This window comes from Microbacterium sp. Y832 (assembly GCF_057669765.1).
The window spans coordinates 92318-118436 of sequence record NZ_JBYHFM010000001.1 but is presented as its reverse complement, the minus strand read 5'-3'; the positions used below and the strand labels follow the sequence as shown (position 1 = coordinate 118436).

General features: G+C 66.8%; 23 protein-coding genes. 9 read left to right on the top strand and 14 right to left on the bottom strand.

The annotated features are described in order from the left end of the window. Position 1: 1 nt before the first annotated feature. From AC25YV_RS00465 to AC25YV_RS00450, 4 genes are all read right to left on the bottom strand, one after another. Complete coding sequence (locus AC25YV_RS00465) at positions 2-1045, bottom strand: DUF998 domain-containing protein (protein WP_488121860.1); 1044 nt, start codon at positions 1043-1045, stop codon at positions 2-4. Continuing rightward, positions 1042-1755, bottom strand: coding sequence for a hypothetical protein (locus AC25YV_RS00460; protein ID WP_488121859.1), 714 nt, complete (start codon positions 1753-1755; stop codon positions 1042-1044). Before AC25YV_RS00460 ends, AC25YV_RS00465 begins: the two co-directional genes overlap by 4 nt. 80 nt (positions 1756-1835) lie before the next feature. Then, on the bottom strand, positions 1836-3245 hold the full coding sequence (gene gad, locus AC25YV_RS00455) for a glutamate decarboxylase (RefSeq protein ID WP_488121858.1): 1410 nt from the start codon (positions 3243-3245) through the stop codon (positions 1836-1838). Positions 3246-3348: 103 nt separating this feature from the next. Further along, on the bottom strand, positions 3349-4632 hold the full coding sequence (locus tag AC25YV_RS00450) for a metal-dependent hydrolase family protein (RefSeq protein WP_488121857.1): 1284 nt from the start codon (positions 4630-4632) through the stop codon (positions 3349-3351). A gap of 206 nt (positions 4633-4838) precedes the next feature. Here AC25YV_RS00450 and AC25YV_RS00445 point away from each other — a divergent pair, with 206 nt between their 5' ends. From AC25YV_RS00445 to AC25YV_RS00430, 4 genes are all read left to right on the top strand, one after another. Then, a complete protein-coding gene (locus tag AC25YV_RS00445; protein ID WP_488121856.1) occupies positions 4839-5081 on the top strand; it encodes a LapA family protein in 243 nt (80 codons plus the stop codon). 110 nt (positions 5082-5191) lie between these two features. After that, on the top strand, positions 5192-6235 hold the full coding sequence (locus tag AC25YV_RS00440; RefSeq protein WP_488121855.1) for a linear amide C-N hydrolase: 1044 nt from the start codon (positions 5192-5194) through the stop codon (positions 6233-6235). Positions 6236-6293: 58 nt separating this feature from the next. After that, positions 6294-7838 (top strand): response regulator transcription factor, encoded by a 1545-nt coding sequence (locus AC25YV_RS00435; protein ID WP_488121854.1) that lies wholly within the window; start codon positions 6294-6296, stop codon positions 7836-7838. A gap of 106 nt (positions 7839-7944) precedes the next feature. Continuing rightward, on the top strand, positions 7945-9183 hold the full coding sequence (locus AC25YV_RS00430; protein WP_488121853.1) for a threonine/serine exporter family protein: 1239 nt from the start codon (positions 7945-7947) through the stop codon (positions 9181-9183). A gap of 15 nt (positions 9184-9198) precedes the next feature. Here AC25YV_RS00430 and AC25YV_RS00425 read toward each other — a convergent pair whose 3' ends face one another. The 6 genes from AC25YV_RS00425 to AC25YV_RS00400 form a co-directional block, all read right to left on the bottom strand. Continuing rightward, positions 9199-10560 carry a hypothetical protein gene (locus AC25YV_RS00425; RefSeq protein WP_488121852.1) on the bottom strand — a complete coding sequence of 454 codons (1362 nt, stop codon included), beginning with the start codon at positions 10558-10560 and terminating at the stop codon, positions 9199-9201. A 265-nt stretch (positions 10561-10825) separates the two neighbouring features. After that, on the bottom strand, positions 10826-12259 hold the full coding sequence (locus tag AC25YV_RS00420) for a helix-turn-helix transcriptional regulator (RefSeq protein WP_488121851.1): 1434 nt from the start codon (positions 12257-12259) through the stop codon (positions 10826-10828). A 390-nt stretch (positions 12260-12649) separates the two neighbouring features. Further along, positions 12650-12832 (bottom strand): LuxR C-terminal-related transcriptional regulator, encoded by a 183-nt coding sequence (locus AC25YV_RS00415; protein WP_488122282.1) that lies wholly within the window; start codon positions 12830-12832, stop codon positions 12650-12652. Between the two features lie 685 nt (positions 12833-13517). After that, a complete protein-coding gene (locus AC25YV_RS00410; protein WP_488121850.1) occupies positions 13518-13859 on the bottom strand; it encodes an ATP-binding cassette domain-containing protein in 342 nt (113 codons plus the stop codon). Positions 13860-14136: 277 nt separating this feature from the next. After that, positions 14137-17346, bottom strand: coding sequence for a M20/M25/M40 family metallo-hydrolase (locus AC25YV_RS00405; RefSeq protein ID WP_488121849.1), 3210 nt, complete (start codon positions 17344-17346; stop codon positions 14137-14139). Between the two features lie 160 nt (positions 17347-17506). Next, positions 17507-18076, bottom strand: coding sequence for a GAF domain-containing protein (locus AC25YV_RS00400; RefSeq protein ID WP_488121848.1), 570 nt, complete (start codon positions 18074-18076; stop codon positions 17507-17509). A 129-nt stretch (positions 18077-18205) separates the two neighbouring features. On the opposite strand from AC25YV_RS00400, the gene AC25YV_RS00395 reads away from it, so the two are divergent. Next, positions 18206-19918 (top strand): AMP-binding protein, encoded by a 1713-nt coding sequence (locus tag AC25YV_RS00395; protein WP_488121847.1) that lies wholly within the window; start codon positions 18206-18208, stop codon positions 19916-19918. A gap of 24 nt (positions 19919-19942) precedes the next feature. Here the strand turns inward: AC25YV_RS00395 and AC25YV_RS00390 are convergent, their stop codons facing one another. The 3 genes from AC25YV_RS00390 to AC25YV_RS00380 all read right to left on the bottom strand — a co-directional run bounded on the left by AC25YV_RS00390 (position 19943) and on the right by AC25YV_RS00380 (position 21538). Then, entirely contained in the window at positions 19943-20449 is a 507-nt protein-coding gene (locus AC25YV_RS00390) for an Hsp20/alpha crystallin family protein (protein WP_488121846.1), read from the bottom strand. Positions 20450-20607: 158 nt separating this feature from the next. Continuing rightward, positions 20608-20763, bottom strand: coding sequence for a hypothetical protein (locus AC25YV_RS00385; protein ID WP_488121845.1), 156 nt, complete (start codon positions 20761-20763; stop codon positions 20608-20610). 97 nt (positions 20764-20860) lie between these two features. Beyond that, positions 20861-21538, bottom strand: coding sequence for a response regulator transcription factor (locus AC25YV_RS00380; RefSeq protein ID WP_488121844.1), 678 nt, complete (start codon positions 21536-21538; stop codon positions 20861-20863). A gap of 233 nt (positions 21539-21771) precedes the next feature. On the opposite strand from AC25YV_RS00380, the gene AC25YV_RS00375 reads away from it, so the two are divergent. The 3 genes from AC25YV_RS00375 to AC25YV_RS00365 all read left to right on the top strand — a co-directional run bounded on the left by AC25YV_RS00375 (position 21772) and on the right by AC25YV_RS00365 (position 23459). Continuing rightward, on the top strand, positions 21772-22149 hold the full coding sequence (locus AC25YV_RS00375; RefSeq protein WP_488121843.1) for a transposase: 378 nt from the start codon (positions 21772-21774) through the stop codon (positions 22147-22149). A 99-nt stretch (positions 22150-22248) separates the two neighbouring features. After that, on the top strand, positions 22249-22767 hold the full coding sequence (locus tag AC25YV_RS00370; RefSeq protein ID WP_488121842.1) for a DUF1269 domain-containing protein: 519 nt from the start codon (positions 22249-22251) through the stop codon (positions 22765-22767). Between the two features lie 80 nt (positions 22768-22847). Beyond that, positions 22848-23459: a trimeric intracellular cation channel family protein gene (locus AC25YV_RS00365; protein ID WP_488121841.1), complete on the top strand. Its 612-nt coding sequence runs from the start codon at positions 22848-22850 to the stop codon at positions 23457-23459. A 49-nt stretch (positions 23460-23508) separates the two neighbouring features. Here AC25YV_RS00365 and bsh read toward each other — a convergent pair whose 3' ends face one another. Further along, a complete protein-coding gene (gene bsh, locus AC25YV_RS00360) occupies positions 23509-24483 on the bottom strand; it encodes a choloylglycine hydrolase (RefSeq protein WP_488121840.1) in 975 nt (324 codons plus the stop codon). 251 nt (positions 24484-24734) lie between these two features. Here bsh and gad (AC25YV_RS00355) point away from each other — a divergent pair, with 251 nt between their 5' ends. Then, a complete protein-coding gene (gad, locus tag AC25YV_RS00355) occupies positions 24735-26111 on the top strand; it encodes a glutamate decarboxylase (RefSeq protein WP_488121839.1) in 1377 nt (458 codons plus the stop codon). The last annotated feature ends 8 nt before the right edge of the window (positions 26112-26119 follow it).

Genomic DNA, 26119 nt, shown 5'->3' with positions numbered 1-26119 from the left:
GTCAGGTTCTCGTCTGCACGTTGCGCAGGAACAGGATGATCCACGCGAAGATGAGCACGGCGGCGATGAGCTCGACGGCCGTGAGGTTGTAGATGCCTGCGGCGAAGAGCACGGTCAGTCCCACCACGGCGGCGACGAAGACGTACCCGAGCACGATGAACGTCTTCGGCACCGTGGGCAGCAGCCACGGTGCACCGATGACGAGCACGCCGAAGGCCACCGCCATCCCCGTCGCGACGGTGTTGTGCAGCAGGAAGAAACGGTCTACGGGGAAGACGCCGACGCAGGCGAGCATGACGCCGATGAGCACGAACAGAGTGCGGACGACGGCACGGCGACGACGCTCTGCCACCGTCGTCGCCGGCAGCGACGCCGTGCCGAAGCGTGCGATCGTCGTGACGATGACGCCCGAGATGATCAGGGTCAGATTGAACGTCAGCGAGGAGATGTCGTGCGTGATCCCCAGCGCGGACAGGTTCATCTGCCACCACTGCGGATCGCTCGAGCTCAGCATCGCGGTGATCATCCCGACGGCGAGGAAAAGCGCGAGCACGAGCGACAGCTGGCGCGGGGACAGGCTGAGGCCCGACAGGTACGCCGCGTATCCGCTCAGCGCCGTCGCCGATGCCGCCAGCACGACGGCGGGGGTGGTGAACACGGTCGCGCCGACGAAACTGTGCTCGAGGACCGTCGCCACTCCCGTCCAGCCCAGGAGCGCGATCGCGGCGTGGGCGACCGACAGCGCCACGAGGTCGAACCACAGATAGCGAGCGCGGGTCTCGCCGGGGATCCCCCCGATCTTGAGGACGGATGCCACCAGCCGACCACCGGCAAAGGCGAGTGCGGCAGCGACCGCTCCGGCGATCGCGACGAATTCGCCGAGCGATCCTCGCCCCGCGATCGGGAGTTCGCGACCCCAGAACACGACCGCGGCCACTGCGGCGGTGACGGCGAAGACGGATGCCGCGATGATGATCGCCGCGGACTCGTCGTCGATGAGCGCGCGACGCGGCTTCGGCGGGGCCGACGTCTTCTCGGAGGTCACTGGACGTCCGGGGTGGTGGCGCGCGCTCCGCGGGATGCGACGCCCCGAGTCGCCGAACGATCCCACTGCGGCAGCACCATGAGGGACGCGAGCAGGAAGCAGAGCGCGCCGATGAAGGTCCCGCCGTTGGCGACGGCGTCATTGACCGTGTCGCCGCTGGGAAGGATGTACGCCCCGACCGCTGACACGCCGAAGGCGACGCAGCCGAGGAAGTTGACCAGCACCGCCCACCACGCACGCTTGCCCAGGTCGAGCAGGCGGGCCTGATGCGCGTAGGCGACGAAGGCGAGGACACCGCTCACGAGGAAGGCGACCGAGCCGCCGGCGTCCGGGTTCCAGACGAAGCGCTCCTCGGACGTGATCGTCCTGGCGTGCAGAGCAGCCGTCGTGCTCACGTTGAACATGAGCGTCCCGAAGGTCTGCGTCGCGGCGGCGAGCCACTCCGCGCGCACCATCCGGCCGGGAGCGTACGCCACCGGAACCGCGATGGCGCCGCTCAAGAACAGCTGGATGAGACCGGCCGTCGTGAAGAACCATGCGCCGACGAAGTAGCAGAGGTTCGATGCACTCGCACCCATCAGGTCGCCGAGTCCGGGTGCAGACCCCAGCGCGAACAGTGACGAGCCGATCACGAAGATCCAGCACTGCTTCGTCAGGGTCGGCACGAATAAGCGCCGCGGAAGGTCCGCCGCCATGGCCGCCGTCGTCATGGTCTCTCCATCCGGGTTTCGATCGATGAATCGCGTGTGCGGGGAGGGCCAGCCCGGCGCCCTCCCCGCACACAGTCGAATCAGTGGTGGAAGTGGGACCCGCTGGCGACCTCGCGAGGAAGCGGCGCCGTGAGCGACTCCAAGAACTCCACCTCACCCTTGATGTCTGCCAGGAGCGCCGTGGCTAGGTCACGGCTGAGGCCGACCTTGACCACGATGCGCTGGAGCACCATGTCCGACATGTTGTCGGCCATGGGGTACGCCGGCACGAGCCAGCCCTTCATCCGCAGGCGGTCCGCGAGATCGTAGAGGCTCCACTTGTCGGTGTAGCCGTCCTTGAGCACCCACGCGAACACCGGGATGGTGTCACCCTTGCTGATGAGGTCGAAGGGACCGATCTTCGCGATCTCGCTCGAGAGGTAGGTCGCGACGTCGATCGAGTTCTGCTGGACGGCACGGTAGCCCTCACGACCGAGACGAAGGAACTGGTAGTACTGCAGCAGCACCTGGGCGCCCGGCCGCGAGAAGTTCAAGGCGAGCGTCGGCATGTCGCCACCGAGGTAGCTGACGTGGAAGATCATGCTCTCGGGGAGCACGGCCTTGTCGCGCCACACGACCCATCCGACGCCGGGGTAGACGAGCCCGTACTTGTGACCGGATGTGCTGATGGAGTTGACCCGGTCGATCTGGAAGTCCCACACGAGGTCGGGCTGGCAGAACGGAGCGACCATGGCGCCCGATGCACCGTCGACGTGGATCTTCACGTCGAGTCCGGTGTCGGCCTGGATCTGGTCGAGCTTCTTCGCGATCGCCTCGACGGGCTCGTAGGCGCCCGTGAACGTCTGACCGAGGATCGCGACGACGCCGATGGTGTTCTCGTCGACGTACTTCTCGAGCTCGAATCCATCCAGCACCATGTGGTCCGGGGTCACGGGAACGTAGCGGGGCTCGATGTCCCAGTAGTTGCAGAACTTCTCCCACACGACCTGGACCGCCGCCGACATGATGAGGTTCGGCTTCTCGGTCGACTTGCCCTCGGCCTTGCGCTTCTCCTGCCACAGGCGCTTCAGAGCGAGACCGCCGAGCATGCATGCTTCGGACGAGCCGATCGTGGACGTGCCGATCGTGTCGGCCGTGTCGGGGACGTGCCACAGTTCGGCGAGCATGCGCCAGCAGCGGTCCTCGATCGCCGCCGTCGCCGGATACTCGTCCTTGTCGATCATGTTCTTGTCGGCTGCCTCGGAGTACAGCTTCAACGCGTAGTCGTCCATCCAGGTGGAGACGAAGGTCGCGAGGTTGAGGCGCGAGTTGCCGTCGAGGACCGCCTCGTCGTGCACGATCTGGTAGGCGGTCTCAGGAAGACTCGGGCCGTCCGGCATGACGAACTTGTTGAACTCGGTCGCTTCGCCGGGCCGCACGAAGACGGGGTTGATGGCGAGCGTCGGGTCGATGTTCGTCGACTGACGCGCCTTGGTGGTGTTGGAAGGCACTTTCACTCCTGACATTTCGGGGACATCGAGCATTGGTAGGCGTCGAGCGCTCCGAGCGTGGCCGCCCAGACCTCGACCTGCGGGTGAAGGGTCCGCGGCCCGATCAGAGGGTGTTCTTGACGACCTGCCCGTTCTTGACGATGAGGCGGAAGTTGGTGTCGGGGTCGGCGATGAGCGAGAGATCGGTGAGCGGGTCGCCGTCGACGAGGATCATGTCGGCCCAGCCGTTCTCGGCGATGACGCCGAGCTTGCCGCCGCGGTAGGTGTTGCGTTCGCCGGCCATCTCGAAGAGCTGGGCGTTGCCCGATGTGAGCATCTTGAGGGCTTCGGCGTTCGTGTAGAACTCGCTCAGGCGGGCCGCCATGGCGCTCTGCCGCGGTGCGGACTGCGGCTCGAGCAGCAGGTCTGTGCCCCACGCCGTCTTGACGCCGTACTTCTTCGCCCACTCGTACACCTGCTCGGTGCCGTGGCAGATCTCGGTGTTCTTGGCCGCGCGCGACGGGTCGGGATAGTGGTGGTCGTCTTCGGCGAACGGCTGCATCGAGAGCCAGATCTGCGCGTCGGCGATGCGCTTGATCGTCTCTTCGTCGGCCAGATGGCCGTGCTCGATCGATGCCACACCGGCATCGATGGCACGCGCGATGCCGGCCGGCGTGTAGACGTGCGTCGCGACGTACGTTCCGTAGTCGTTCGCTGCCTGGACGGCGGCGCGGATCTCATCCGGCGTGTACTGCAGCGTGTTGAGCGGGTCGTACATCGACGCCGCGCCACCGCCGAGGGTGAGCTTGATCTGGCTTGCGCCGTGCTTGAGCTGCTCGCGCACCGCGGCGAGGACGCGCGGGACGCCGTCGGCGATGCGCGTGAAGTGGATGTCCTCGGTGCGGCTGGGCTTGCCGCCGAACTCCTCGGGCACGTCGTACACGAACGAGAAGTCGGCGTGACCCGACGTCTGGGAGATCATCGCCTGGCTCGGGAAGATGCGCGGCCCCTCGAACACGCCCCGGTCGATGAGCGACTTCACCGGCGCGGTGTCGCCGCCCATGTCGCGAACGGTCGTGAAGCCGCGCAGCAGCATGCGCTTGGCTTCGGCGATCGTGTTGCCGTACAGGGCCCCGGTCGGACCCTGCAGGAACTCCACCATGCTGTTCGCGTTGCCCATGAGGTGAACGTGAGCATCGCTCAGTCCGGGCATCAGGAACTTGCCGCCACCATCGATCTCGAGCACACCGTCCGAAGCATCGCCGGCGACGGGCGACGACGACACAGCGACCACGTGGGCGCCCTCGACGAGCACGTCGACGTTGTCCTGCGTCGCGTCGTTCACGCCGTCGAACACGCGGACGTTCCGGATGATCATGCGCTGGGGTGCCTTGGTACCTGGGGTCATGCCGGTGAGACTATTCCGCGCCCTGATACCGAGAGACGGATGCCGGGAGATTTCGCCCGCGTCGTCATCCGGTCTTTAGCCCGCTGATCACCCCGCTATCACCCCGTCGTGCACGGCCGCGTTTTGTGGATAAGGTCCGTTCGAGGCGCTCGTCGCGCGGTCCACGCGGGGCCGACGCACTCGGCGTAGAGCGAGAAGGAGAACGTATGCCAGACAAGGAAACCGTCACCACCGACAAGGACGCACGCGCTGCGAACGGCAAAGTGATCCTCGCGATCATCCTGTCGGTCGCCGCGCTGACATTCGTGTTCTCCAATGTCGGACCCGCGACGCTGCGATTCCTGTTCTTGCAGTTCACGATGCCCGCCTGGGGCTGGTTCCTCGCCGTCCTCATCGCCGGCGTCGTGATCGGATCGCTCTTTCCCTGGTTCCGCCCCCGCAAGAAGTAGCGCCGCGCCGATGCCCGCGGCCGAGATCACCGGGCACATGATCGCGACGGCATGTTTGCCGTCTCTGTCTTGACGTCTCTGTGACGTTCACTGAGTGAGGAATGAACCGCATGTGCACGAGAGTGGTGTGGCCGGACGCCTCCGGCGCCGTCATCGTCGGCAGGAACATGGACTACCACCGTGACCTCGCGACGAACCTATGGATGCTCCCCCGGGGTGTTCACCGCGATGACGGGGTCAACGGTGATCTCGCTTGGACCGCCCGCTACGGCAGTGTCGTGGCGACGGCATTCGACATGATCACGGTCGACGGGATGAACGAGGCCGGTCTCGCGGGTCATGTGCTGTGGCTCGCCGAATCGGAATACGGTGAGCTGGACGCCTCCCGCCCCGCACTCAGCCAGGCCGTCTGGCTGCAGTTCTTCCTCGACGGGTTCGCCACCGTCGCCGAAGCCGTCGCCTGGGTAGAACAGACGCAGGTGCAGCTCGTGCCTCTCAGCGATCCCGCGACCGGCGAGGTCCCCGCGATCCACCTCGCACTCGACGATGCCTCGGGCGACTCGGCGATCATCGAGTACATCGACGGCGTGATCGAACTGCACCACGGTGCCCAGTACCGCGTCATGACCAACTCACCGAAGTACGACCAACAGCTCGCGCTTCTCGCCCAGCTGGAAGCGTTCGGCGGCGACCGCCCTCTTCCCGGCACGACGCTGGCGACGGACCGCTTCGCCCGCGCGGCGTATTACGTCGACCGACTGCCCCAGCCTGCGACGCAGGTCGAGGCGATCGCGTCGATGCTCAGTGTCGTCCGCAACGCCGCGCAGCCGTTCCGGATCCCCGATCCCGGCAAGCCCGACGCTTCGCAGACCATCTGGCAGGTGGTCGCCGACCTCACCCGGCGCCGCTACGTCTTCGAGTCCACCACCCGCCCCAACATCGTGTGGGTGGATCTGGCAGATGCCGACTTCAGCGAGGGAGCGCCGCAGCGCGTCTTGGACCTCGCGAGCAGGCTCGCCGTCGAGGGGGGCATCGCCGGCAACGTGACCGAGAGCTTCGACGCCGGGCGCGAGCTGCGGCTGCTCACCCTCACCGACCTGCGCCAGGCTGCCGCCGCGCGCGCAGCGCGGTCGGCCGAAACCAACGGGTCATGACGATCCCCGTCCTCACCGGGAGGCATCGGCGCCGCTCAGGTCGACGAACAGGTCGCTGGTGAACCTCCATGACGAGGTCAGGGCCGAAGCCGAACTGCGACGGGCCATGGCATCGGGCAAGCCGGAGACGATCGCCCAGGCGGCGATGTCCAACGTCTGGCCTCTGTACAGCGCGCACTTCGAGCTGCTGACCGCCGCGGTCGAGGCCCTCCCGAGCGCCATCCTCACGCGGTATCCGGTGCTGCAGGTCGCGCATCGCATGACACCGGTGCTCGCCCGGACGACGCGCCCCTTCAAGCCCCTCATCTATCCCGAGGACGCGCGATCGATGTCCCCGGACGAACTGGACATCCTCACTCTCGTGCAGATGATCGCGTTCCGCTTCAGCGGTGACGTCTCCGCGGCCCTCATCTATGCGCATCGCCTCGAGGAGCGCATCAACCACGTCCGGGTCGAATCGCGCGAGCGCACCGACGGACCGCTCTGGTACTACCACCAGCAGATCGGCTCGACCCTGCTCGCGGCGGGCGACTCCTCTGGCGCACTGCTGGAGTTCGCCACCGCACGACAGCTCGGACGACTGTCGAATCAGCCGGATGCCGAACGCCTCGCCCTCGGACGCACGGCCCTCGCGCACGCTGTGCGTGGGTCACTCGATGACGCCGAGCTCGCGCTCTGCGACCTCGCGCACCAACCGCCGGCGACCAGCGCGCACGTCAATTCGAGCACGATGACCGAACGCAGCGCCGCCGCACTCGTCGCGGTGGAGCGCATGGCGGACGACGCGGACGACATGCTCGCGGATCTCGAACCCTACGACAGCATCGAGCTGAGCTGGCCGTTCGCGCTTCTTGCGCGCACGCGATCCCTCCTGGCGCGCCATCGGCCCGACGAGGCCATCGAAGCCCTGCATCTGGCAAGCGAAGCGCACCCGACCCGACACGGATCCTTCGCATCCGACGTCATCCACTCCGCGACCATCGAGGCACTGTGGGCCGCGGGCGATGTCGCAGGAGCGCGTCGCGAGGTCGCGTCGAGCACTCAAGCAGGCTCGCTCACGACGATCGCGTCTGTTCGGCTCGCCCTGCAGGACTCCCGTCTGGATCTCGCTGCGCGGGGTGTGCGGCGGGTTTCGGCCGATCTGACCCTCGGCCCGGGGCAACGGGTCGAGGCGCTCCTGCTCTCGACCTGGCTCGAGATGATGCGCACCGACACCGTGGACACCGAGACCGCGCGGCAGATCGCGCGCCTCACCGAGAAGGGGAATATCCGCCGGCTCCTCGCCACGATGCCGCAGCAGCTGATCTCGCTCGTGCGCAGCGAACTTCCGGCCTCAGAGGTTGCCGGGTTCGACGTTGCGACAGCCGGGCTCACCCACATCGAGACCCGTCGAAAGCCCGACCTCACCCACGGTGAGCTGCGCGTACTGAACGCGCTGTCTCAGCAATCGACGACGGCTGCGATCGCCGCATCGTTCCATGTCTCCCCCAACACGGTGAAGTCGCAGCTCAAGTCCATCTACCGCAAGCTCGGCTGCTCGACGCGCGACGAGGCGCTCAAGATCGCGATGCGCCATCACCTCATCGCCCTGCCCGTCGAATGAGGAGGCGATGATGTCGCGTCGTGGACGGCGAGAATCCGGTTTCCTCACGCGAGCCCGGGGCGCGCTGCTCGCACTGCGTCCGACGGACCCGAGCGCCGATACCGGCGTGACGACCGATCGCGAGGCGGGCGTCACGGGGATGCTCGGGCAGCTCGGCGCGACGCTGCTCGCCTCTTCGCAAGCCACGAGCGATGTCGAGGAGACACTTCAACAGCTCGCCGTCCGATACGGACGACCTGAACTGCGCATCTTCGTCCTTCCGACGCTCGTACTCCTCGAAGACCCCTCGACCTCTCCGTCCCAGACGGCATTCGTCGCCGCCGACCCGGAGCCCCTTCGACTGGATCAGGCGGGAGCGGTGGAACGTGTCGTCCAGCGCGCGTTCGCGAAAGTACCCGATCCGGCCCAGGTCGTCGCGGACCTCGCCGAGATCAAAGCCGCACCGCCCCGGTTCGGTTCGATCCTGACGGTCGTCGGCTACACGCTCCTAACCGTCGGCTTCGGCATGGTGCTCAATCCCACCGTCACCGCCCTGCCGGTGTACGTCGTGCTCGGCGTCATCGTCGGCGCCATCGTGCTCATCGGTGCCCGCGCCCCGACGCTCTCGCTGCTCCTGCCGGTCGCGACCGCTTTCGCGGTCACCCTCCTGATATCGCTGCTGGTGCGCCCGCTCGTCCACGACGACGTGCTGCGACTCGTCGCACCGTCGCTCGTCTCCTTCCTTCCTGGACTCACCCTCACGATCGCCGCGGTGGAACTCACCTCCGGTCAGGTGATGGCGGGAGCGAGCCGGCTGGTCTTCGGTGTCGCACGGCTGGCACTTCTCGCGTTCGGGGTCTTCGCGGGCATCACGGTCGCCGGGGAGCCGCCAGCCATCACCACGGCTCCCACTCAACTCGGCGCATGGGCGCCGTGGGTCGGCCTGCTCCTCGTCAGCCTGGGCTACTACCTCTTCTCCTCGGCGCCGTCCGGGTCTCTGATCTGGATCGTGTACGCCCTCGTCATCGCGCACTCCGCGCAGCTGCTCGGCAACCTTCTCGTCGGAGCCGAACTGTCGGGACTCATCGGCGCGCTCATCGTGATTCCTGCCGTGTACCTCGCCAGTCGGCTCAGACCCGCAGCGTCGACGGCGATCATGCTGACGTGCGCCTACTGGGTGCTGGTGCCCGGATCGATGGGCTTCATCGGGTTGAGTGAAGCGGCCTCCGGTACGGCGGGAGCCACCAGCACGATCCTGCGCACGTTCGGCTCGCTCATCGCCATCGCGATCGGGATGGTGCTGGGCGCCGGCCTCAGTCGGGACGCCTCGGTAGTGGCAAAGGGGTGGCGGCGCCCACAGGCGTGACCGCTCTGCCCGACCTCATCCCGCGCGCGGGATCGTCGGATGCGGAACGTCTCGCGCCGCAGCGGTTCTCGGCCGCCGCGCGAGCTCACTGAACCACCACGCGAGAAGCGCCACGACGAGCACGAGAACGACGTCACCGATCCCGAGCGGACGCAACGCCGCGAGCCAGACCACGGCGCCCGCCGCGATGATCGCCCGGACGAGCACCCGGCGACGATCCATCCACGCACCGAACGCCCCCGTGCTGAATGACCGCTGCGCGAGCCCTTCGCGGATCGACGCGTTGACGGCCGAGACGGAACGACGAAGCGACGTCGCGGTGCGCCAGCGGCCCTGGCTCCATGCGAGAACCGCCACGACGATCCCCACAACGGTCATGACGACCGCCGTCTGACGCATCGCGGCGATCACCTGCTCGTAGATCGCCAGCAGCGCGTCAGACCTCACGCCCGTGTCCAGGGGCGCCAGCTCGAGGACGAGCTGGCCGACACCGAGTGCGACCGCCAGCGTCGCGCCCCCGAAAGCAGCCGCGACGCCGACTCCCAGGATCGCCGTCGTACGGCGGCGGGCGAGGAGCACACCGCCTGCGAACAGAGCCAGCGTGACGACCGGCAGCCACCACCCCACGGTCGAGGCAAGGCCGTAGACGAGCCGGACCGTGACGAGGGCGTCGCTCTGCGCGACAACGATCGTTCGGTCCATCGGCGGGATGACGCTCGCGAAGGTCACCCCACGATCGATCAGCTGTGCTTTGACCTCGGCGATGATCGGACCGAGCTGGATGCCGATGGCGCCGGCGCCATCGATCGTGACAGGGCCGTCATCGGCACCCCCGGTCGCCGCGATGACGAGAGCACGGTGGCTCGCGGCGAGCGCGGTGCGCCAGACATCCGCGAAGGTCTCTGACTCCACGACCCGCGTGATCGTGTTGTCGACGATGCTGCGGGCCCCGGCTGCGGCTGGCGCACGCAGCAGGTCGAGAGCCGCGAGAGCGCGCGGCGGCAGGTCCAGCGTCGCCACACCATCGAAGAGGTCGTCGGTCAGCTGTCCGATGTCGACCTGGTCATCCACGACACTTGACATCTCTTCGATGAGCATCGCCTGGACGGCAGGATCCTCGGCGAGCGGCCCGAACGTCGCGACGAACCTGTCGGCGTCGACGAGCTCCGCCCGCACCCAGCCGCCCACGATCGACACGGGAACGAGCAGTCCTGCCAGCACGATGCACATCGCCGAGAGGAAGGCTCGCCACGATCGGCGTGGGCGGACATCAGGCGCCGAGAGCGCGGCGTCCGCTTCGATCAGACGCCTGTTCTCGGCCTCGAGCTCTGCGATGCGCGCCTGCAGGACGCTGTCTTCCCGTTCGCGATCGGACACCGGGGCCACCGCCTAGACGCTCGCGTCGGCTGGGGCGGCCCGGGCGATGCGGATGCCCGGGAAGGCGCGGGGTAGCGGTGAGGACATGGCGACCTTCTCGTGCTCGTGCGGAGTCACATCTGTCGAGGCACAGACATGACGACGGCCACCCGGAGACTATCCCCCGCCCACCCCGCGCACACCCTGCGCCGCTGCAGAATCGCCCGACGCCTCATCCGCGGCATCACCCCGCGTTCACCTCCGTGCGCGCGTCCGGATGCGCGCTTCACGCCCGCGCTGAGATCTTCGACCCCGTTGTGAGCTCCAGGATGTTCAGTCGCTGCGCCACACTGATCGCTTCGGCTCGCGTAGAACACCCGAGCTTGCGGTACAGCGAACGCAGCTGGGATTTGATCGTGTTCGGCGACACATGGAACCTCGACGCCATCTCAGCGATCGAATCGTTCCCCGGGAGGGCGTTGAGAACACGCAGTTCGCCCTGAGTCAGCGCCGGCCGGGCGCGCATCTCGAAGTTCGCCAGACCCGCGGTCATCTCCGCGAAATCCGCCGCGGACTCGCTCGACAACCGCTCCCGCACCAGGTCGACGAGCTGGCGCGGCATGATCTCGAGCAGACGCCGGTTGTCGGCCCTCCGGGCGATCCGAGAGATCTGGAGCGCCGTGTCGCGACCGAGATCATCGGTGCTGGCAAGCTCGAGCCATCCCGACAGCAGCACGGATTCCGCACGTTGGGCGGGTCCGAGTCTGCGATCGCGGGCGAGGAACTGGAGGGCCTGCGACGCGGCTTCGAACCGGCCTTCGTGCAGAGAAACGCGCACGGTCGCCAGCCGGGTGAGCACGCCCGTGTCGGCCCGCTCGTCCGCGATGCTGCGAGCGCGCGGGATGTCTCCGATCGCCAGGAGTGCCTTGATCGACGTGGCCGCGATCACTTCCGCTGCGAAAGAGCTGTGGTCGGTGCGGTGCGATCCCGCGGCCAGCTGGATCGCCTCGAGCGCGTCCTCAGGTTGCTGCCGGGCGAGGAAGGCGCGCGTGCGCGCGAGGAGTGCGAAGGGCCACGTCACATCGACACTGTCGTACGATTCGAGCTCGCTCAGCCGCGCATCCATGTCGTCCGACATGCGTTCGACGGCGATGAGCGCTGCCGCGGTCCTCTCCGCTGTCGCGCTCGACACCGCGAACCCGGGCGAGGGCGCCGGCATCCGTGCGGCGTCAGCAAGGGCGCGCTCCGCTTCGGACAGCGCGCCGCGCACGGCGTGCGCTATTGCGGCTTGACCGAGCGCCACCCGTTCCGCGTAGGGCTGCATCGAGAACGACCCGAGTTGGCGGGACGTTGCGAACTCGAGCAGGGCCCGGCCGGTATCGCCGGCGACGAGAAGCGTCGTGCCGATCTGGTGGTGGTAGAACCAGAGCGGACCGTCCATCCGGTCTCGAGCCTCGACGCGGGTGCGCAGCATGCGATCTTCGAGGCGGCGTGCATAGCCCAGGGCAGCGGCGATGTTCCCGCTCAATCGACACGCCATCATGTGCGCGAGCACGAGCGCATCGACCTCTGCGGGCGGAATCGACCGTGAATCGTCGGGAGGTGCGAGGGGCAGGAGCGGACGCGACGTCTGCGCAAGCACGGCTGTCATCGGGTGCAGCACCCGGAGCACGGGATGGCGCTCGAGCGTCGCGCTCGGAAGCGCGACGATGGTCGTCACGAGCATCTCGTAGTGTTCGCAGTACAGCGGCCAGATGTTCGATATGGCGGCCTGCGCGATAGAGTCCGCATTCCCGGAGTCGATCGCCCGGCGGAGTTCTTCTTCAGCCCGGCGAGAGTCGTTGAAGTTCACGACCGCGCCCCTCGGACAGACTCCGGATCGGCGGCGGTCGACGCTGCTGCTCGCACGGTCGGTAGCGCACCCGAGTGGTCCACAGTAGTTTTCACTGATCTGATCCTTCGATTCCGCGTGTCTGCCGTGCAGGTCCCCCTCGACCTGTTCCAGAACGTCGAACCACCCCTGACTCGCCGCTATGACTCCTGTATAGCGCATGGGGTCGACGGGGTGATGGGGCCGTTCCCACACATCACCCGCGGCGTCACCCTCGGATCACCCGCCTGCGGACAGAAGGTGCATCCGCGTCGCGATCCGCAACGCTTCGCCTCTCGTCGAACAACCCAGTTTCCGGTAAAGCGAGCGCAGCTGCGACGTGACCGTGTTCGGGGACACCTGGAAGGCCGCGGCCATCGACGCCGTCGAGTCGTGGCGCAGCAGTGCATTCAGAACGCGCACTTCGCCCGGAGTGAGCACAGGTCGGGGCGCCGCCTCGACATACGTCAGCGCGCCCGTGACCAGGTCGAACTCGTGCACGACTGCCCCGTCGATCTTCTCGCGCGTGCGGTCGATCAGCTGCCGTGGCACCGTCGTAGTGATTCGGCGGTTGTCCGGGTGAGCACGCCGGCGTCGACCCGATCTGGTGATGAAAGAACCAGATCGGACCGTCAGGGCGGTCGCGGGACTCCACACGCACGTCCCGGATGCGGCCCCGGAGTCGCTTCGCGAAGAGCAAGGCGGCGTCGATATCCCCGCTGGCGCGGAAGGCGATCATCTGCGTGAGGAGGATGATCTCGACTTCTTCGGCGCTCATCGAGCGAGCGTCGTCCGGGTAGACGACGGGCGTGAACGGACGCGTCGTGCGGGCCAGCACCGCCGTCATCGGGTGCACCAGGCGCAGCGCGGGATAGTTGTCCAGCGTTGCGCTGGGAAGGCCGGACACCGCCGCGATCAGCGCCGCGGTGGGTGCGGTCAGGAGCGGCCAGATGTTGAACATGGCCACGCGGGCGATGACATCCGGAGCACCGGACCGCACTGCCCGGTCGGGCTCGTCGATCGCACGCGTCGAATCGTTCAGGTTCACGGTGGATCCTTCCCGCGACCGTGGCCCGGCAGATGCTCGGCGGACGTCACAAGCCAGCGCTCATTCCCCCGCGCGGCGGGACGCCGCGATGAGGTCGCGCGAGTACGGGTGTGACGCGACTCGAAAGAATGCCGACGTAGAAGCGGTCTCCACAACGCGACCGTACTGCATCACCGCAACCCGGTGGGCGACGCGTCGCACCACCGCGAGATCGTGCGAGATGAACACGCACGACACCCCCGTGCGCTCCTGCAGTCCGACGAGGAGATCGAGCACCGACGCCTGCACGCGGGTGTCCAAGGCCGACGTCGGTTCATCGCAGATGACGATGGGCGCGCGGCCTGCGAAGGCGCGCGCGATCGCGACGCGCTGCTTCTGGCCGCTGGAGAGATGATGAGGCAAGAGGTCGAGCACCTCGACGGGGAGCCCATCCGGTCCACGAGCTGTTCCGCCGTGGTGTCACCGTGCAGCAGTCGGATCGCCCGCCGCAGGGTCTAGCTTGAGGCTCGCCGCCGGCCACGCCGCAGGCGGTGGTCATGAGGACGATGCCGGCGGTGATCGCCGCGAGGACTGCCCGGACGACCGGAGGGCGAAGGGACACGGTTTCCTCTCGTCAGCACCAAGCATGCGCAGGGCGGGGATGCCGGAAAGCGCATCCCCGCCCTGCATTACTGCTGGATCAGCGTTCGGTCGGATACGCCGTGTGCGAAGCGACCTTCGTCTCGGTGATGCGCTCACCGTCGACGAGGGTGCTCGCCGTCGCCGACGCCTCACCGGCGGGCACGGCGGCCAGGCGTGAGTTGACCGACACCGCGACCGACTTTCCGGGCGCAACCGCGGGGAAGGTCTTGCTGCCGTACGCGGTGGTGATCACGATGTCCGCCGGTACCGACGCGGTGTTGGTCGCCTCGACCGAAAGGTAGACCTTTCCCGCGAGGGTCCGCGGCGTCACGTCGACATCGATACCGACAAGCTCGCCCTCGACGAGGTAGATCTCGCGGACCTGCGTGTTGCCCTTCGTGTCGACATACACCTTGTACGGGCCGACCGTGTAGGTGCCGGCGGCGTTGTTGTCGATCGTGAAGGTGTCCGTGACAGAGGATTCGCTGCCGTCGACACGCGTCTCGTGCACCGTGATGGTCAACTCATTCGTGTTGCCCGTCAGCTTCTTGACGACCGCCGTCGGCTCGGCGTCGACGACCGCGTTGTCGACGGTCACGTACACCGCGTCGGGCGATGCGAACTCGGCGTTCTTCGCTCCGTCGCCGAGCACGAAGAAGCCCCGCTGCTCGATGGCGCCGCGTTCCGGGAACGGGTCGGCGTTCGTCTCGAGGAACGTCGGGTTGACCGTGTACAGGTCGGTCTTCGAATCCGCCAGAACGGTCTGCACCCCGGTGTAGGGCGCATCCGTGATCGCGAGGTTGACCGCCAGATAGACGACGTCGGGGTTCGTCGCCGACGTGCGTGACGAGAAGTACGCGTCGGCGCTCTGCCCCTCGGGAACCGCCAGCGGCACGACCTCGTCGCCGACGAGGACGTTGAACCCGAAGTCGCCGTACCCGCCGTCCACGAAGGTCGCCCATGCGGCATCCGACAGGTGATCCGGCCGCTCCACCTTGAACTCGAGCCGCATCGGTGCCACGTACGTCGAGCTGAGGTACTCGGGGTTGTCGAGCGGAAGGTAGACCCCGCCCGGCGCATGTCCGAGCTCGAATGCCGCCGCCGGTCGGGTGTTGTTGCCGCGTCCCTCCCACATGGGGATGTTGAACGAGGTGGCGCCGAGCAGCGCCTTGCCGCCCAGCTGGCTCGCGCCGACCTCGGCCGATGCGTCCTGGAAGGTCCCGATGGTGACATCGAGCAGGTCGAGGTCGGAGCGATCGGCGTTCAGGCCGGCGATGTCCGCCCACATGAACTTCGCGCCAGCGGGTCCGGTGTACCGGGCCATTTCGAGCATGCCGTCGGCCATCATCTTGGTCATCTGCACGGCCGAGTCCAGCGACATCCGCTCGTTGGCCGTGTGCCACCAGCGCTCGTTACCCGGGATCACCGCTCCGAAGGCGGTCATCTTGTTGCGGAAGTTGCTGGCGAGGGTGCCACCAGTCGTTCCCTGCGGATAGACGATGTCCCTGAGCGCGTACGGGTCAGCGAAAGCCGCGGGGTCGTGATCGATGGAGGCCTTGTAGCTGCCGTACTGAAGAGCCGTCAGGGGGTTGTCGTGAGTGACGTACAGCCCGGCGCCGATGGGTGCTCCCAGAGCGCCGATCGTGAAGCCCTTCGACTCGAACGCCGCCGCGACCGCCGTCATCGCCTGCGTGGAGTCTTCGGCCGTGACGTGCATGCTGCGCACGTACATGGGCATGCTGAGGCTGCTCGTCTCGGCCGTGTAGAAGCTCCGCGGAACCTCGGAGTTGATGTTGGCCATGAGGGCGAACGTCAGGTTCGGGGTGCCGTTGCTCGGGTTGCGCAGCAGCGCCTCGGGGATCCCCATGTACCGGCCGATGTACGCCTCGCCCTCGACGCCGTCACGGAAGAACAGGTCGGCGATGCCCTCGGCGGCCTTCTTCAGCTGCATGTCCGCCGCAGTGACGCCCCGCGAACCGAGCCCTTCGGAGAGCAGGAACATGCCCCACACGACGGCGTTCTTGCCGTACTGCGGGGTCGGCATCTCCATCGCGACGTCGGTGTTGACCTCGAGGGTGAGCGAGTCGCCCGTGATCGTGGTCTGCACCTTGGGGATGGTGCCGGCAGCCGCCGGGAGCCAGCCCTTCGCCGTCGCAGCCGCGGTGACCGCCGCGACGAATCCGTCCCGGTCGGCGTCGCTTGCGCCCGCCACGTCGAGGGTGAAGGTGGCTCGCGACGCGATCTGCGTCGTGCTCCCGTAGGCGATGTCCTTGAGCGTCGGGTCGCCGGCGCGCAGGGTCACCCCCGCGGTGGCGTCCGTCAGCCGGAACGCCTTGGTGCTGTCCGCGGAGAGGTCCATCGACACCGACGGCGTGACCGAGCCGGAGTTGCCGACGATCACCGGGAAGCGCGAGTCAGAGGTGTACGCCGCGATCGGCATCTCTTCACGGTTGAGGTTCTTGTAGGCCCAGTTGTCGTAGAAGCTCGGGTTGGCGTTGTACGGGATGGACTGGAAGGTGGCGGTGTTGGCCGCCGTGGGAGTACCGGGGCCGCCGTCTTCGTAGATGCCCATCACGATGCGGATGCGGCGGTCCATCGGAAGCCCTGCCTCCATGAGCGCCTTGGCCGCGAGCAGCGTGGCCAGCGTCGGGCCGCTGTCGTCTTGGATTCCTGCTCCGTAGATCCAGCCGTCCTGAATGTACGGGGAGTGGTAGGCGCCATCCATGCCGAGGTTGCCGTCGGCATCCCGCCACCGCTCCAGCTGCGCCGCCGTCACCGACGAGGTCGGCGAGTCGAGGTGGCTCAGCGCCATGATCATCTCCGGTGCATCCGGATCGCCGATCTCCATGTAGACGTACTTGTCGGGCTGGCGTTGGACGACCACGGGGAAGCCGAGGTCCTTGGCCAGCTTGACCACCCACGCGAGCTTGGCGACCTTCCGGTCGTACTCGTACTGGTTGGACTCGGTGTTGCTGACCGGGAACGGGTAGGCCGTCGGAGCCGTACCCCCGCGCGAGATCGAGTCGTAGCTCGATCCGTCCAGCATCGCGCCCACGAGGGTGAGGGGGTCATACGTCCCATCGCCCACACGCGCACGCTCGACGAGACCGGCGAGCGCCTCGACCTCGGCGTGGATCTGATCGCGCTCATCGCCTGACACCGACAGGTCGTAGGTGACGGTCGGCTCGAAGCGGTCGTCTGCGCCGACGCCGCTCGTGCCCTCCTGGGCCGCGGCGCCGCCGCCGGCGATGCCCATGGATAGAAGCAAAGACACGCCTAGTGTCAGTGCAAGTGGCTTCTTAAGCATGTTGGTGAACTCCCTGGCTAGAGGCAGATGCACGTGGGGGCGCACATCCTTGCCCGCCAAACGCTCTCAGGCTTTTCTCAGCGTGTCAACGTTCGCGCAGGTCTGCCCACGTCAGCGTGTCTCAGCGCTCCCCGACCGCCCCGAGAAGCCCTTGCCTGCGCGCGTGGATGACGGCTTGGTGGCGGCTGTTCGTGCCGAGCTTGGCGATCGTGCTCGCGGCCGCTTCGAGCAGAGCGACGCGGCGGTCCGCTTCGTCACGGATCTCGATCTCTCGAGCGAGCTCAACTGCCGCGTCGGCGAAGTCGTCGCGCGCGCGAGTGCCCCACGTCACCGGGTGGTGCGTCGCCGCGTACGCGACCATCCTCGTCGCGCCGTTCACGACGATCGGCGCCGCCATGACCGACCGGATGCCTTCGGCGAGGACAGGCTCGTCATAGTCGTGGCTGATCGATGTCGCACGACGGTAGTCGGTGACGACGACGATGCTCTTGCCCGCGAGCGCCCGTCCGCCCGCACCGCTGCCCGGCTCGACGACCAGTTCACGCAGGCTGTCGGTGGTCGTTCCGGAGAACTCCGTCAGCCGCAGCCCACCGCCCCGCACGACGCCTCCGAAGACGATCGGAAACCGGGAGGCGACGCGAATGCCGCGCAGCATCCGTCGCAGTGCGTCGATATCTTCGCGTCTGCGCATCCGACCGCCTCCTTGCCGTGTCGCGCCGATTGTATCCTCGCCCCGCCACGCACCCCCCTTTGGGGGATGGTGCGCGGGTGCACGGATCGCGAAGCTTGTCGCAGCATGTCTTCGATGGGGAGGAATCCGATGGCCACGACCGTCAACAGCGAGCGCTTCCGGCAGGCGCGCGATCAGCTCGTCGCACTCCGCGAGGATTACACCCGGGCACGTTCGGAGTTCTCGTGGCCCACGATCGACGGCGAGTTCAACTGGGCGATCGAGTGGTTCGACGTGATCGCACGGGGCAACGACGCTCCTGCGCTCGTGATCGTCGAGGAGGACGGCAGACGCACGACGCGCACCTTCGACGAGATGGCGTCACGCTCTGATCAGCTCGCGCATTGGCTGATGGGCCTCGGGGTCTCCCGCAGCGACGCGGTTCTGCTGATGCTCGGCAACCAGGTCGAGTTGTGGGAATCGATGCTGGCACTCATGAAAATCGGCGCCGTGATCCTGCCCACGACACTCGCCATCGGCGGCAGCGACCTCGAAGACCGTCTCGTGCGCGGCTCGGTCACGCACGTCATCGCCGCGACCGAGCACGCGTCGAAGTTCGACGGCATGGCGACCGCGGTCACCGGCATCCGGATCGGCGAGGGCCCCGCAACGTGGGCAGTCTATGAAGATGCCTTCCGCGCGCCGGCTGCCCCCGTCTCGCACCCTGGCACGCGGGCGACCGACCCCCTGCTGCACTACTTCACGTCGGGCACGACCAGCCGGCCGAAACTCGTGGAGCACACGCACAGCTCCTACCCGGTGGGTCATCTCACGACGATGTACTGGCTCGGGTTACGGCCGGGCGACGTGCACCTGGCCGTCAGCTCACCCGGATGGGCCAAGCACGCCTGGAGCTGCTTCTTCGCCCCGTGGATCGCGCAGGCGACGATCTTCGTCTACAACTATGGGCGGTTCGACGCAGAGCGCCTGCTCGAGACGATGCGCGTTGAGAGGGTCACGTCGTTCTGCGCTCCGCCGACGGTGTGGCGGATGCTGATCCAAGCCGACCTCTCGGCGGGGCCGGGCGCACTGCGCGAGACGGTCTCGGCCGGCGAACCCCTCAATCCCGAAGTGATCGCGCAGGTTCGCACGCAGTGGGGGCTCACGATCCGGGATGGGTTCGGTCAGACCGAGATGACGGCGGTGATCGCCAACTCCCCCGGCCAGCAGATCCGAGACGGCGCGATGGGCAGACCGCTTCCGGGCTGTCCGATCGTGCTGGTCGACCCCGTGACAGGCGAGCCCGCCGATGAGGGCGAGATCTGTGTCGATATGAGCACGGCGCCGACGAACCTGATGACGGAGTACGTGGGGGACGCCGCCCGGAACAGCGGGGCGTTCGCCGGCGGGTACTTCCATACCGGTGACATCGCCGTGCGCGACGAGAACGGCTATCTGACGTACGTCGGGCGAACGGACGACATCTTCAAGTCTTCCGACTACAAGATCAGCCCGTTCGAGCTGGAGAGCGTGCTCGTCGAGCACCCCGCCGTCGTCGAGGCGGCGATCGTGCCCGCCCCGGACGACCTGCGGCTCGCGGTGCCGAAGGCCTACGTCGTCCTGGCGGACGGCGTAGAACCCACCGCCGAGACGGCACACGCGATCCTGCTCTACGCGCGGGACAACCTCTCGGCGTATCAGCGCATCCGCCGGATCGAGTTCTTCGACCTGCCCAAGACGATCTCCGGCAAGATCCGACGCGTCGACCTGCGTCAGCGCGAAGACCGGATCGCGCGGGGCGAGGAGGTCGGCCGCGAATGGCGCGACGACCACATCCGCGAGGCCTCCGTCAGGAAAGCCTGACCGGCGGAAACACTCGCGGGCTTCTCAACCCTTCTGACCCTCCGCAGCTCCGGTGTTGTCGCTCGCGGTCGGGGACTTCTCGGAGTCCGCGCCGCCGGCGGACTGACCGTTCGTCGAGCCGATGGTGATGTTGCGCGGAGAGCCGCCGCCGCGCAGGGGCACCGTCACCTTCAGTACGCCCTTCTTGAAGTCCGCGGAGATGCGATCTTCGTCGGCTTGGTCGGGCAGTCCGATGCTCCGGTAGAAGTTCGTGCTGCTCTCGCGGATGACGTAGTTCTTGCCCTTGTCCTCTTCCTTCTCGCGTCGCTCCGCCTGGATCACCAGCGCGCCGCGGTCGACGGTCACCGATACCTCCTTCTCGTCGAAGTTCGGCAGGTGCGCCTCGACGATCAGAGCCTCGTCTCCTTTGGTGTAGATGTCGGTGGTCGGCATCTTCGCCCGAGTGGTACTGAGCAGGCCTTCGCCCATGACCTCCCGTCGAAGCGCGTCGAGTCCCAAGAACGGGTCGAATCGTGCAAGATTGCGAGCCATCGTCTCTTCCTTTCGCCTTCGTTGGGCTGACCGACCCCGACGCTTCTGGAGCGGCAGCGCGAGCAGCGTTCGGCCAGATTCCAGGACGTGGGGCGATGACGGCAGGGCCGTTGGTCCCCCCTTGCAGGGCGGCGGCCGCCCACTGAGGGGCGGCCCCGTCAGCAGCCCGCGGAATCGTGCAGGAGCGTGGCCGCCGACTCGGCGGCGATGAGTGCAGAGATGTCTATGGGCTGCGTCGGCGGCAGCGCCAGATCGCTGGGGCTGATGTCTCGTGGCGACCGGGGCGTCACGCCAATGGGGCTCGACTGCGTCATGATGCTCCCTCACTGCTGCGCTTGTGCGTAGGCGACACACTCGCCCGCAATGCGCTGGACGCGTAGAGCCATTGGTCCTCTCCGCCAGCGCCGACCTTCAGCGGTCGCGATGCCCCGTGGAGGGGGGAGATGCAGGGGGGTCCTCGTGAGTGATCTGGTAGATCGCCGCCTGGGTGCGGCGTTCGACATGCAGCTTCGAGAGCAGGGTGGAGATGTAATTCTTCACGGTCTTCTCCGCCAACCCGAGACGGTCGCCGATCTGACGATTCGTCATCCCCCGCGCGATCAGACGCAGAATCTGTCGTTCTCGATAGGTGAGGTCCGGCAGCAGTTCGGCGGGGCGACCATCGGCCGAGGCCCCGTCCGTCGAAGGTGCCTCCGTTGCTCCTCGGTGGGCGGTGCGGCGGACCGCGTCACGGACGTCTGTCTCTCTTGCGTCGTCGGGCAGGTATCCGTCGGCACCGGCGGCCAGCGCGGCCTGCCTCACGCGGTCCCCGTCTGCGTGGTCCAGGACCAGGGTCGGCACGTCGCCGTGTTCGTCGTGCAGGGTCTGCACCAACGCCACGGCGTCGGCGGATGACGCCGCGTCGACGATCACGACATCGGAGCGGGCGGTGGTGACGGCGGTGATGTCGGGCTCGGGGCCGGCGGCCTCGCCGACGATCACCAAGTCGTCGGACTCCTCGATGACCGCATGGAGACCGCGCCGCACGATGTCTCGCCGGTTCACGAGAAAGACTTTGACGTCGCCCTCGTCGAGGGCCTCCGGCGTCACAGCAGATTCTGGCGACTTTTCGGTCATGCCCATCCCCTATACGCACACAGCTAAGCACGCAGTGGCAGCGAATGTATAGGGCCCCCGACGCCGCCCGTGCCATCCGAAGTCTCGGGGCCGAAAGCCTGGACTGCGCCGAGAAACGTGATGTACCGTCTTGATCAAACCGGACGCCCTACCCGAAGGGCATTCGATGAGAGCGACGGCCGACCTGTCGGCTTCCGTGAGCTCGTGTGCGCCCATCGAATCCCTCGGTTCTCAGAGCCCTGACTCCCGAGACGAGGCTGATCGTGCCCTCACCACGCAGATACCCCCGCGAGCTTCGAGACCATGCCGTGCAGCTTGCTGCCCAGGCGAGAAGAGACGATCCAGAGCTGTCCTGGACGAGAGCGGCGGCCATCGTCGGGCAGCAGTTGGGGATCAACGCCAACACACTGCGCACCTGGTGCAGGCAGGCCGAGGCGCCCGTCGAGCGGCCGTCGAAGAGGCCGGAGGATGCCGCCCGGATCCGGTACCTGCAAGCGGAGAACCGCGAACTCAGGCGCGCCATCGAAGTCGTGGCGGCCGCGTATGCCCTCGCCACACGGGATTTCGACCCCACTTTGCTGTGACGGGTACGACCTCTTGACGGCGTGATGGGACCATCGACTCTTTCGGGATGCCCGATGCGACGTCAGGCTGGCACCTCGCAGACAACGGAGGACAGACCCATGACCGATCGGAATTATTCGCTCCTCGTCGCCACCTATGACGACGAGACGGCAGCAAAAGAGGACTTCGCCGCGATCAAATCGATGGATGACCTGAGCGTGAACGCTGCGGTCGTCCTCTCTCGTGGCGATGACGGAAAGGTCGAGGTCAAGGAGCACAGCGGCCGCCTGATCGGAGAGGGAAGCGCGATCGGCGCTGTCGCCGGCCTCGTGGTCGGCCTGTTCGCACCTCCTCTGCTCTTGACGGGTGTCGTCGGCGCCGCGATCGGTGCGGGCGTCGGAGCCATCATGAAGCGCCACGAGGAGAAGGAAATCGGCGTCGACGCGCAGGATTGGCTGCCGAACGGCTCTTCCGCGATCGTCGCGATCGTCGACGACCGTTACCTCGACCGAGTCGACAAGGCCGTCGACAAGGCGGCGAAGAAGCTGAACAAGGCCATCGACAAGGGCGACTACGACGCCGTCGTGAAGGCTGTGAACGAGGGTGACGAGAAGATCGTCGACGCTCTCGCCTCCTGACACCGACGCCCACACCCCGCTGATCCCCCGGCCAACGGCGGATCAGCGGGGGTCCTCGCGTTCACGGGAAGCCCTTCGACATGTGGCTTGACTTCCTCGGCACGTTCTTCTTCGCGATCTCAGGCTCTCTTGTCGCCGCTCACCGTGGATTCGACATCGTGGGGTCGGTGCTGCTGGGCGCCCTGACGGGGGTGGGCGGCGGAGTCGTGCGCGACCTGGTGCTGGGAGTCACACCGACGGCATTCTCGCAACCGATCTATTTCCTCGCGCCTGTCGCGGCGGCGGTCCTGGTCTTCTTCCTCTACGCCGCCGTCGAGCGGTTTCCGCGCACTCTGCTCGTCTTCGACGCGGCAGGGCTCGGCCTGTTCTGCACGGCGGGGGCAGCGAAGGCTCTCGAGCTGGGGATGAATCCGGTCGCCGCGGCGCTCTTGGGTGTGACGACCGGCGTGGGTGGCGGTCTTCTGCGCGACGTCGTCGCGAACCGCGACCCCGAGCTGTTCAACCCCGACGACATCTACGCGGTCCCCGCGATGGTGGGCGCCGGGTTGGTCACGGCCGCGTGGCTGGCGGGCTGGCACAGCCCGGTGGTGCAGGTGCTCGCCGGCATCCTGGTGTTCGTGTTCAGGCTCGCGTCGCTGCACTTCCGGTGGCACGTTCCGCACGCCATTCTGCGCTGGAACCGCGACTCGTGACCGAGCCCGTCCTCCGCCGGGCCGAAGCGATGGCCCGACGGAGGCGCGCTCAGTTCTGCATCTGAATCTGCTGCCCCTTGATCAGGGGGTAATCGACCAGCGTCTGGCCGTCGAGGTCTTCCTTGTGCATGTCCACCCCGGTGACCTGGCTGTTCTCGTAGGTCGTGTAGTAATAGATCCCCTTGTCGGTGTTGCAGCACGACGAGTAGATGGTGATCTCGAATTTGCCCGGGCTGACCTCTACGCATCCTCGCTGTTGCGCGACCGATCCGAGGATGTGGAAGAACTGACTGATCGACTCGGACTCGGAGTCCCCAGAGGTGGAGTTCATCTTCGTGAAGACCGCCTTGACGAAGCGTGACGCCGACGACAGATCACCGGGCAGGCCGATCGCGCCCATTCCCCGGCTATAGACATCGAACTCCAGCGCGTCCGAGAAGTTCTTCTCAGGCGGGTTCTTCGACAGGTGCATGAAGTTGTTGAGGTTGAAGGACTGGATGTCGAAGGTGGGGTTGTTCGTGAGGACACCCGTGGGGTTGTCATAGACCTTCAGCCCTTCCTTCACGCACTCCACGGTGAGCGACTCGTTGCGATCCGAGATGATCCAGTGCAGCGGAGAGAGGGGGAAGGCCTCGCTGAACGAGATGTTGACGAGGTTCAGCGTCTGCAGCGCGGTCCTCACCTCGGCCACGGTCTCGAACTGGCCGAGGATCCACGGGATGAACTCGAACGGCGTGATGTTCGTCTTGTCGGGCGCCTCAGGCTTGTAGTCGGCGTTCTCCGGGAAGTTGAGCCCAGCCATGCTGAGGCCCTTCTCATTCGTCGCGTCGTAGTAGAGCGGATACCCGTCGGAGATGGTTGCTATCCCGATGATCGCGTGATGGGTCGGGAGCGGGCCCGCCTTGCGGAACTCGAACGGAAAGTTCCGAGGCGTCACAGTGACCGTTTCGTTGTATGAGAACTCGAGATCGAGATTGCGGCCGAAGTAATGGTCGCGGGTGGTGTAATTCGCCCCTGTGCACATGTCGTGGTCCTCCGAATCGAGTGGTCCGCGGGGTGCGGTGGGGAAACCCTACGCGCGCGGACATCTGAACGGCATGGCCTAAAGGCCCATGACGAAACACCGCCCGCGTGTTCGGGACCGGGCCCGGGACCTACGTCCCTGGCCGCGCGGGGAACCCGGGCATACCCTCACCACGGGTGCAGGCGGCAGACGCCGTCGCACCCGCGGCGACCACGCTCGTGGCCGCTTGAGAGCGAGGCAGGAGAATTCCCATGAGTGCATCTCAGGCCGGCAGTGGTGCGGCACCGTTGTTCACCCGTCCGGGGGAAGCGACCGTCGCGGCGCGTCACGTCATTCCACCGCAGGAGTCCTTGCCGGACACCGCCAGACAGATCATCGATGACGAGACGATGCTCGACGGCAACTCCCGACTCAATCTCGCCACCTTCGTCGGCACGTGGATGGATGATGACGCGAAGCAGGTGTACGAGGCATCCTTCGACAAGAACATGATCGACAAGGACGAGTACCCGCAGACCGCGGCGATCGAAGACAACTGCTGGCACATGCTGGCGAACCTGTGGAACGCACCGGATGCGTCGCAGAGCATCGGCACGTCGACGATCGGTTCGTCCGAAGCATGCATGCTCGGCGGTCTCGCGCTCAAGCGGCGCTGGCAGCATTCCCGTCGCGTCGCAGGGAAGGACACCTCCAAGCCGAACCTCGTGATGTCATCTGCCGTGCAGGTGTGCTGGGAGAAGTTCTGCAACTACTTCGATGTGGAACCCCGCTTCGTGCCCATCAGCATGGAGCACAAGACCCTCGACGGGTACGACCTCGAGAAGTACGTCGACGAGAACACGATCGGCGTTGTCGCGATCATGGGTGTCACCTACACCGGCATGTACGAGCCGGTGGCAGAGATCGCCAAGGCGCTGGATGCGATCCAGGCCTCAACGGGGCTCGACATCGCGATCCACGTGGACGGAGCGTCGGGAGCGATGATCGCGCCGTTCCTGCAGCCCGATCTGCCCTGGGACTTCCGCGTGGAGCGCGTGCACTCCATCAGCACCTCCGGCCACAAGTACGGGCTCGTCTACCCGGGACTGGGCTGGGTGGTCTGGCGGCACACTCAGTGGCTGCCCGAGGATCTCATCTTCGAGGTCAGCTACCTCGGTGGCGAGATGCCCACCTTCGCGCTGAACTTCTCCCGTCCCGGCGCACAGGTGCTCTTGCAGTACTACATGTTCCTGCGGCTGGGGTTCGAGGGTTATCGCGCCGTGCAGCAGGAGTCGCAAGACGTCGCCCAGTACCTCGCCCATGGCATCGCGAAGATCGGTGCGTTCGAACTGTGGAACGACGGAAGCGACATCCCGGTCTTCGCGTGGTACCTCAAGGAGGGGCACACGAAGAACTGGAACCTGTACCACCTTCAGGACAGGCTTCGAATGAAGGGCTGGCTCGTGCCGGCGTATCCGATGCCCGACGATCTGAGCAGCCTGACGGTGCAGAGAATCGTCGTGCGGAACGGATTGAGCATGGATATCGCCGCCGAACTGCTCGAGAGCATCCAGACCGAGACCGCGTACCTCGACGCCCTCGAGTCGCCCATGCCCGTCGAGGGTCAGCATCCGAGCTTCCACCACTGAGGCAGCGC

What these genes read in the sequence shown, in the direction of transcription:
- AC25YV_RS00460 (WP_488121859.1), bottom strand. Translation starts at nt 1,755, where the DNA reads ATGACGACGGCGGCCATGGCGGCGGACCTTCCGCGGCGCTTATTCGTG.
- AC25YV_RS00450 (WP_488121857.1), bottom strand. Translation starts at nt 4,632, where the DNA reads ATGACCCCAGGTACCAAGGCACCCCAGCGCATGATCATCCGGAACGTC.
- AC25YV_RS00445 (WP_488121856.1), top strand. Translation starts at nt 4,839, where the DNA reads ATGCCAGACAAGGAAACCGTCACCACCGACAAGGACGCACGCGCTGCG.
- AC25YV_RS00440 (WP_488121855.1), top strand. Translation starts at nt 5,192, where the DNA reads ATGTGCACGAGAGTGGTGTGGCCGGACGCCTCCGGCGCCGTCATCGTC.
- AC25YV_RS00400 (WP_488121848.1), bottom strand. Translation starts at nt 18,076, where the DNA reads ATGCGCAGACGCGAAGATATCGACGCACTGCGACGGATGCTGCGCGGC.
- AC25YV_RS00395 (WP_488121847.1), top strand. Translation starts at nt 18,206, where the DNA reads ATGGCCACGACCGTCAACAGCGAGCGCTTCCGGCAGGCGCGCGATCAG.
- AC25YV_RS00390 (WP_488121846.1), bottom strand. Translation starts at nt 20,449, where the DNA reads ATGGCTCGCAATCTTGCACGATTCGACCCGTTCTTGGGACTCGACGCG.
- AC25YV_RS00385 (WP_488121845.1), bottom strand. Translation starts at nt 20,763, where the DNA reads ATGACGCAGTCGAGCCCCATTGGCGTGACGCCCCGGTCGCCACGAGAC.
- AC25YV_RS00370 (WP_488121842.1), top strand. Translation starts at nt 22,249, where the DNA reads ATGACCGATCGGAATTATTCGCTCCTCGTCGCCACCTATGACGACGAG.
- AC25YV_RS00365 (WP_488121841.1), top strand. Translation starts at nt 22,848, where the DNA reads ATGTGGCTTGACTTCCTCGGCACGTTCTTCTTCGCGATCTCAGGCTCT.
- bsh (WP_488121840.1), bottom strand. Translation starts at nt 24,483, where the DNA reads ATGTGCACAGGGGCGAATTACACCACCCGCGACCATTACTTCGGCCGC.
- gad (WP_488121839.1), top strand. Translation starts at nt 24,735, where the DNA reads ATGAGTGCATCTCAGGCCGGCAGTGGTGCGGCACCGTTGTTCACCCGT.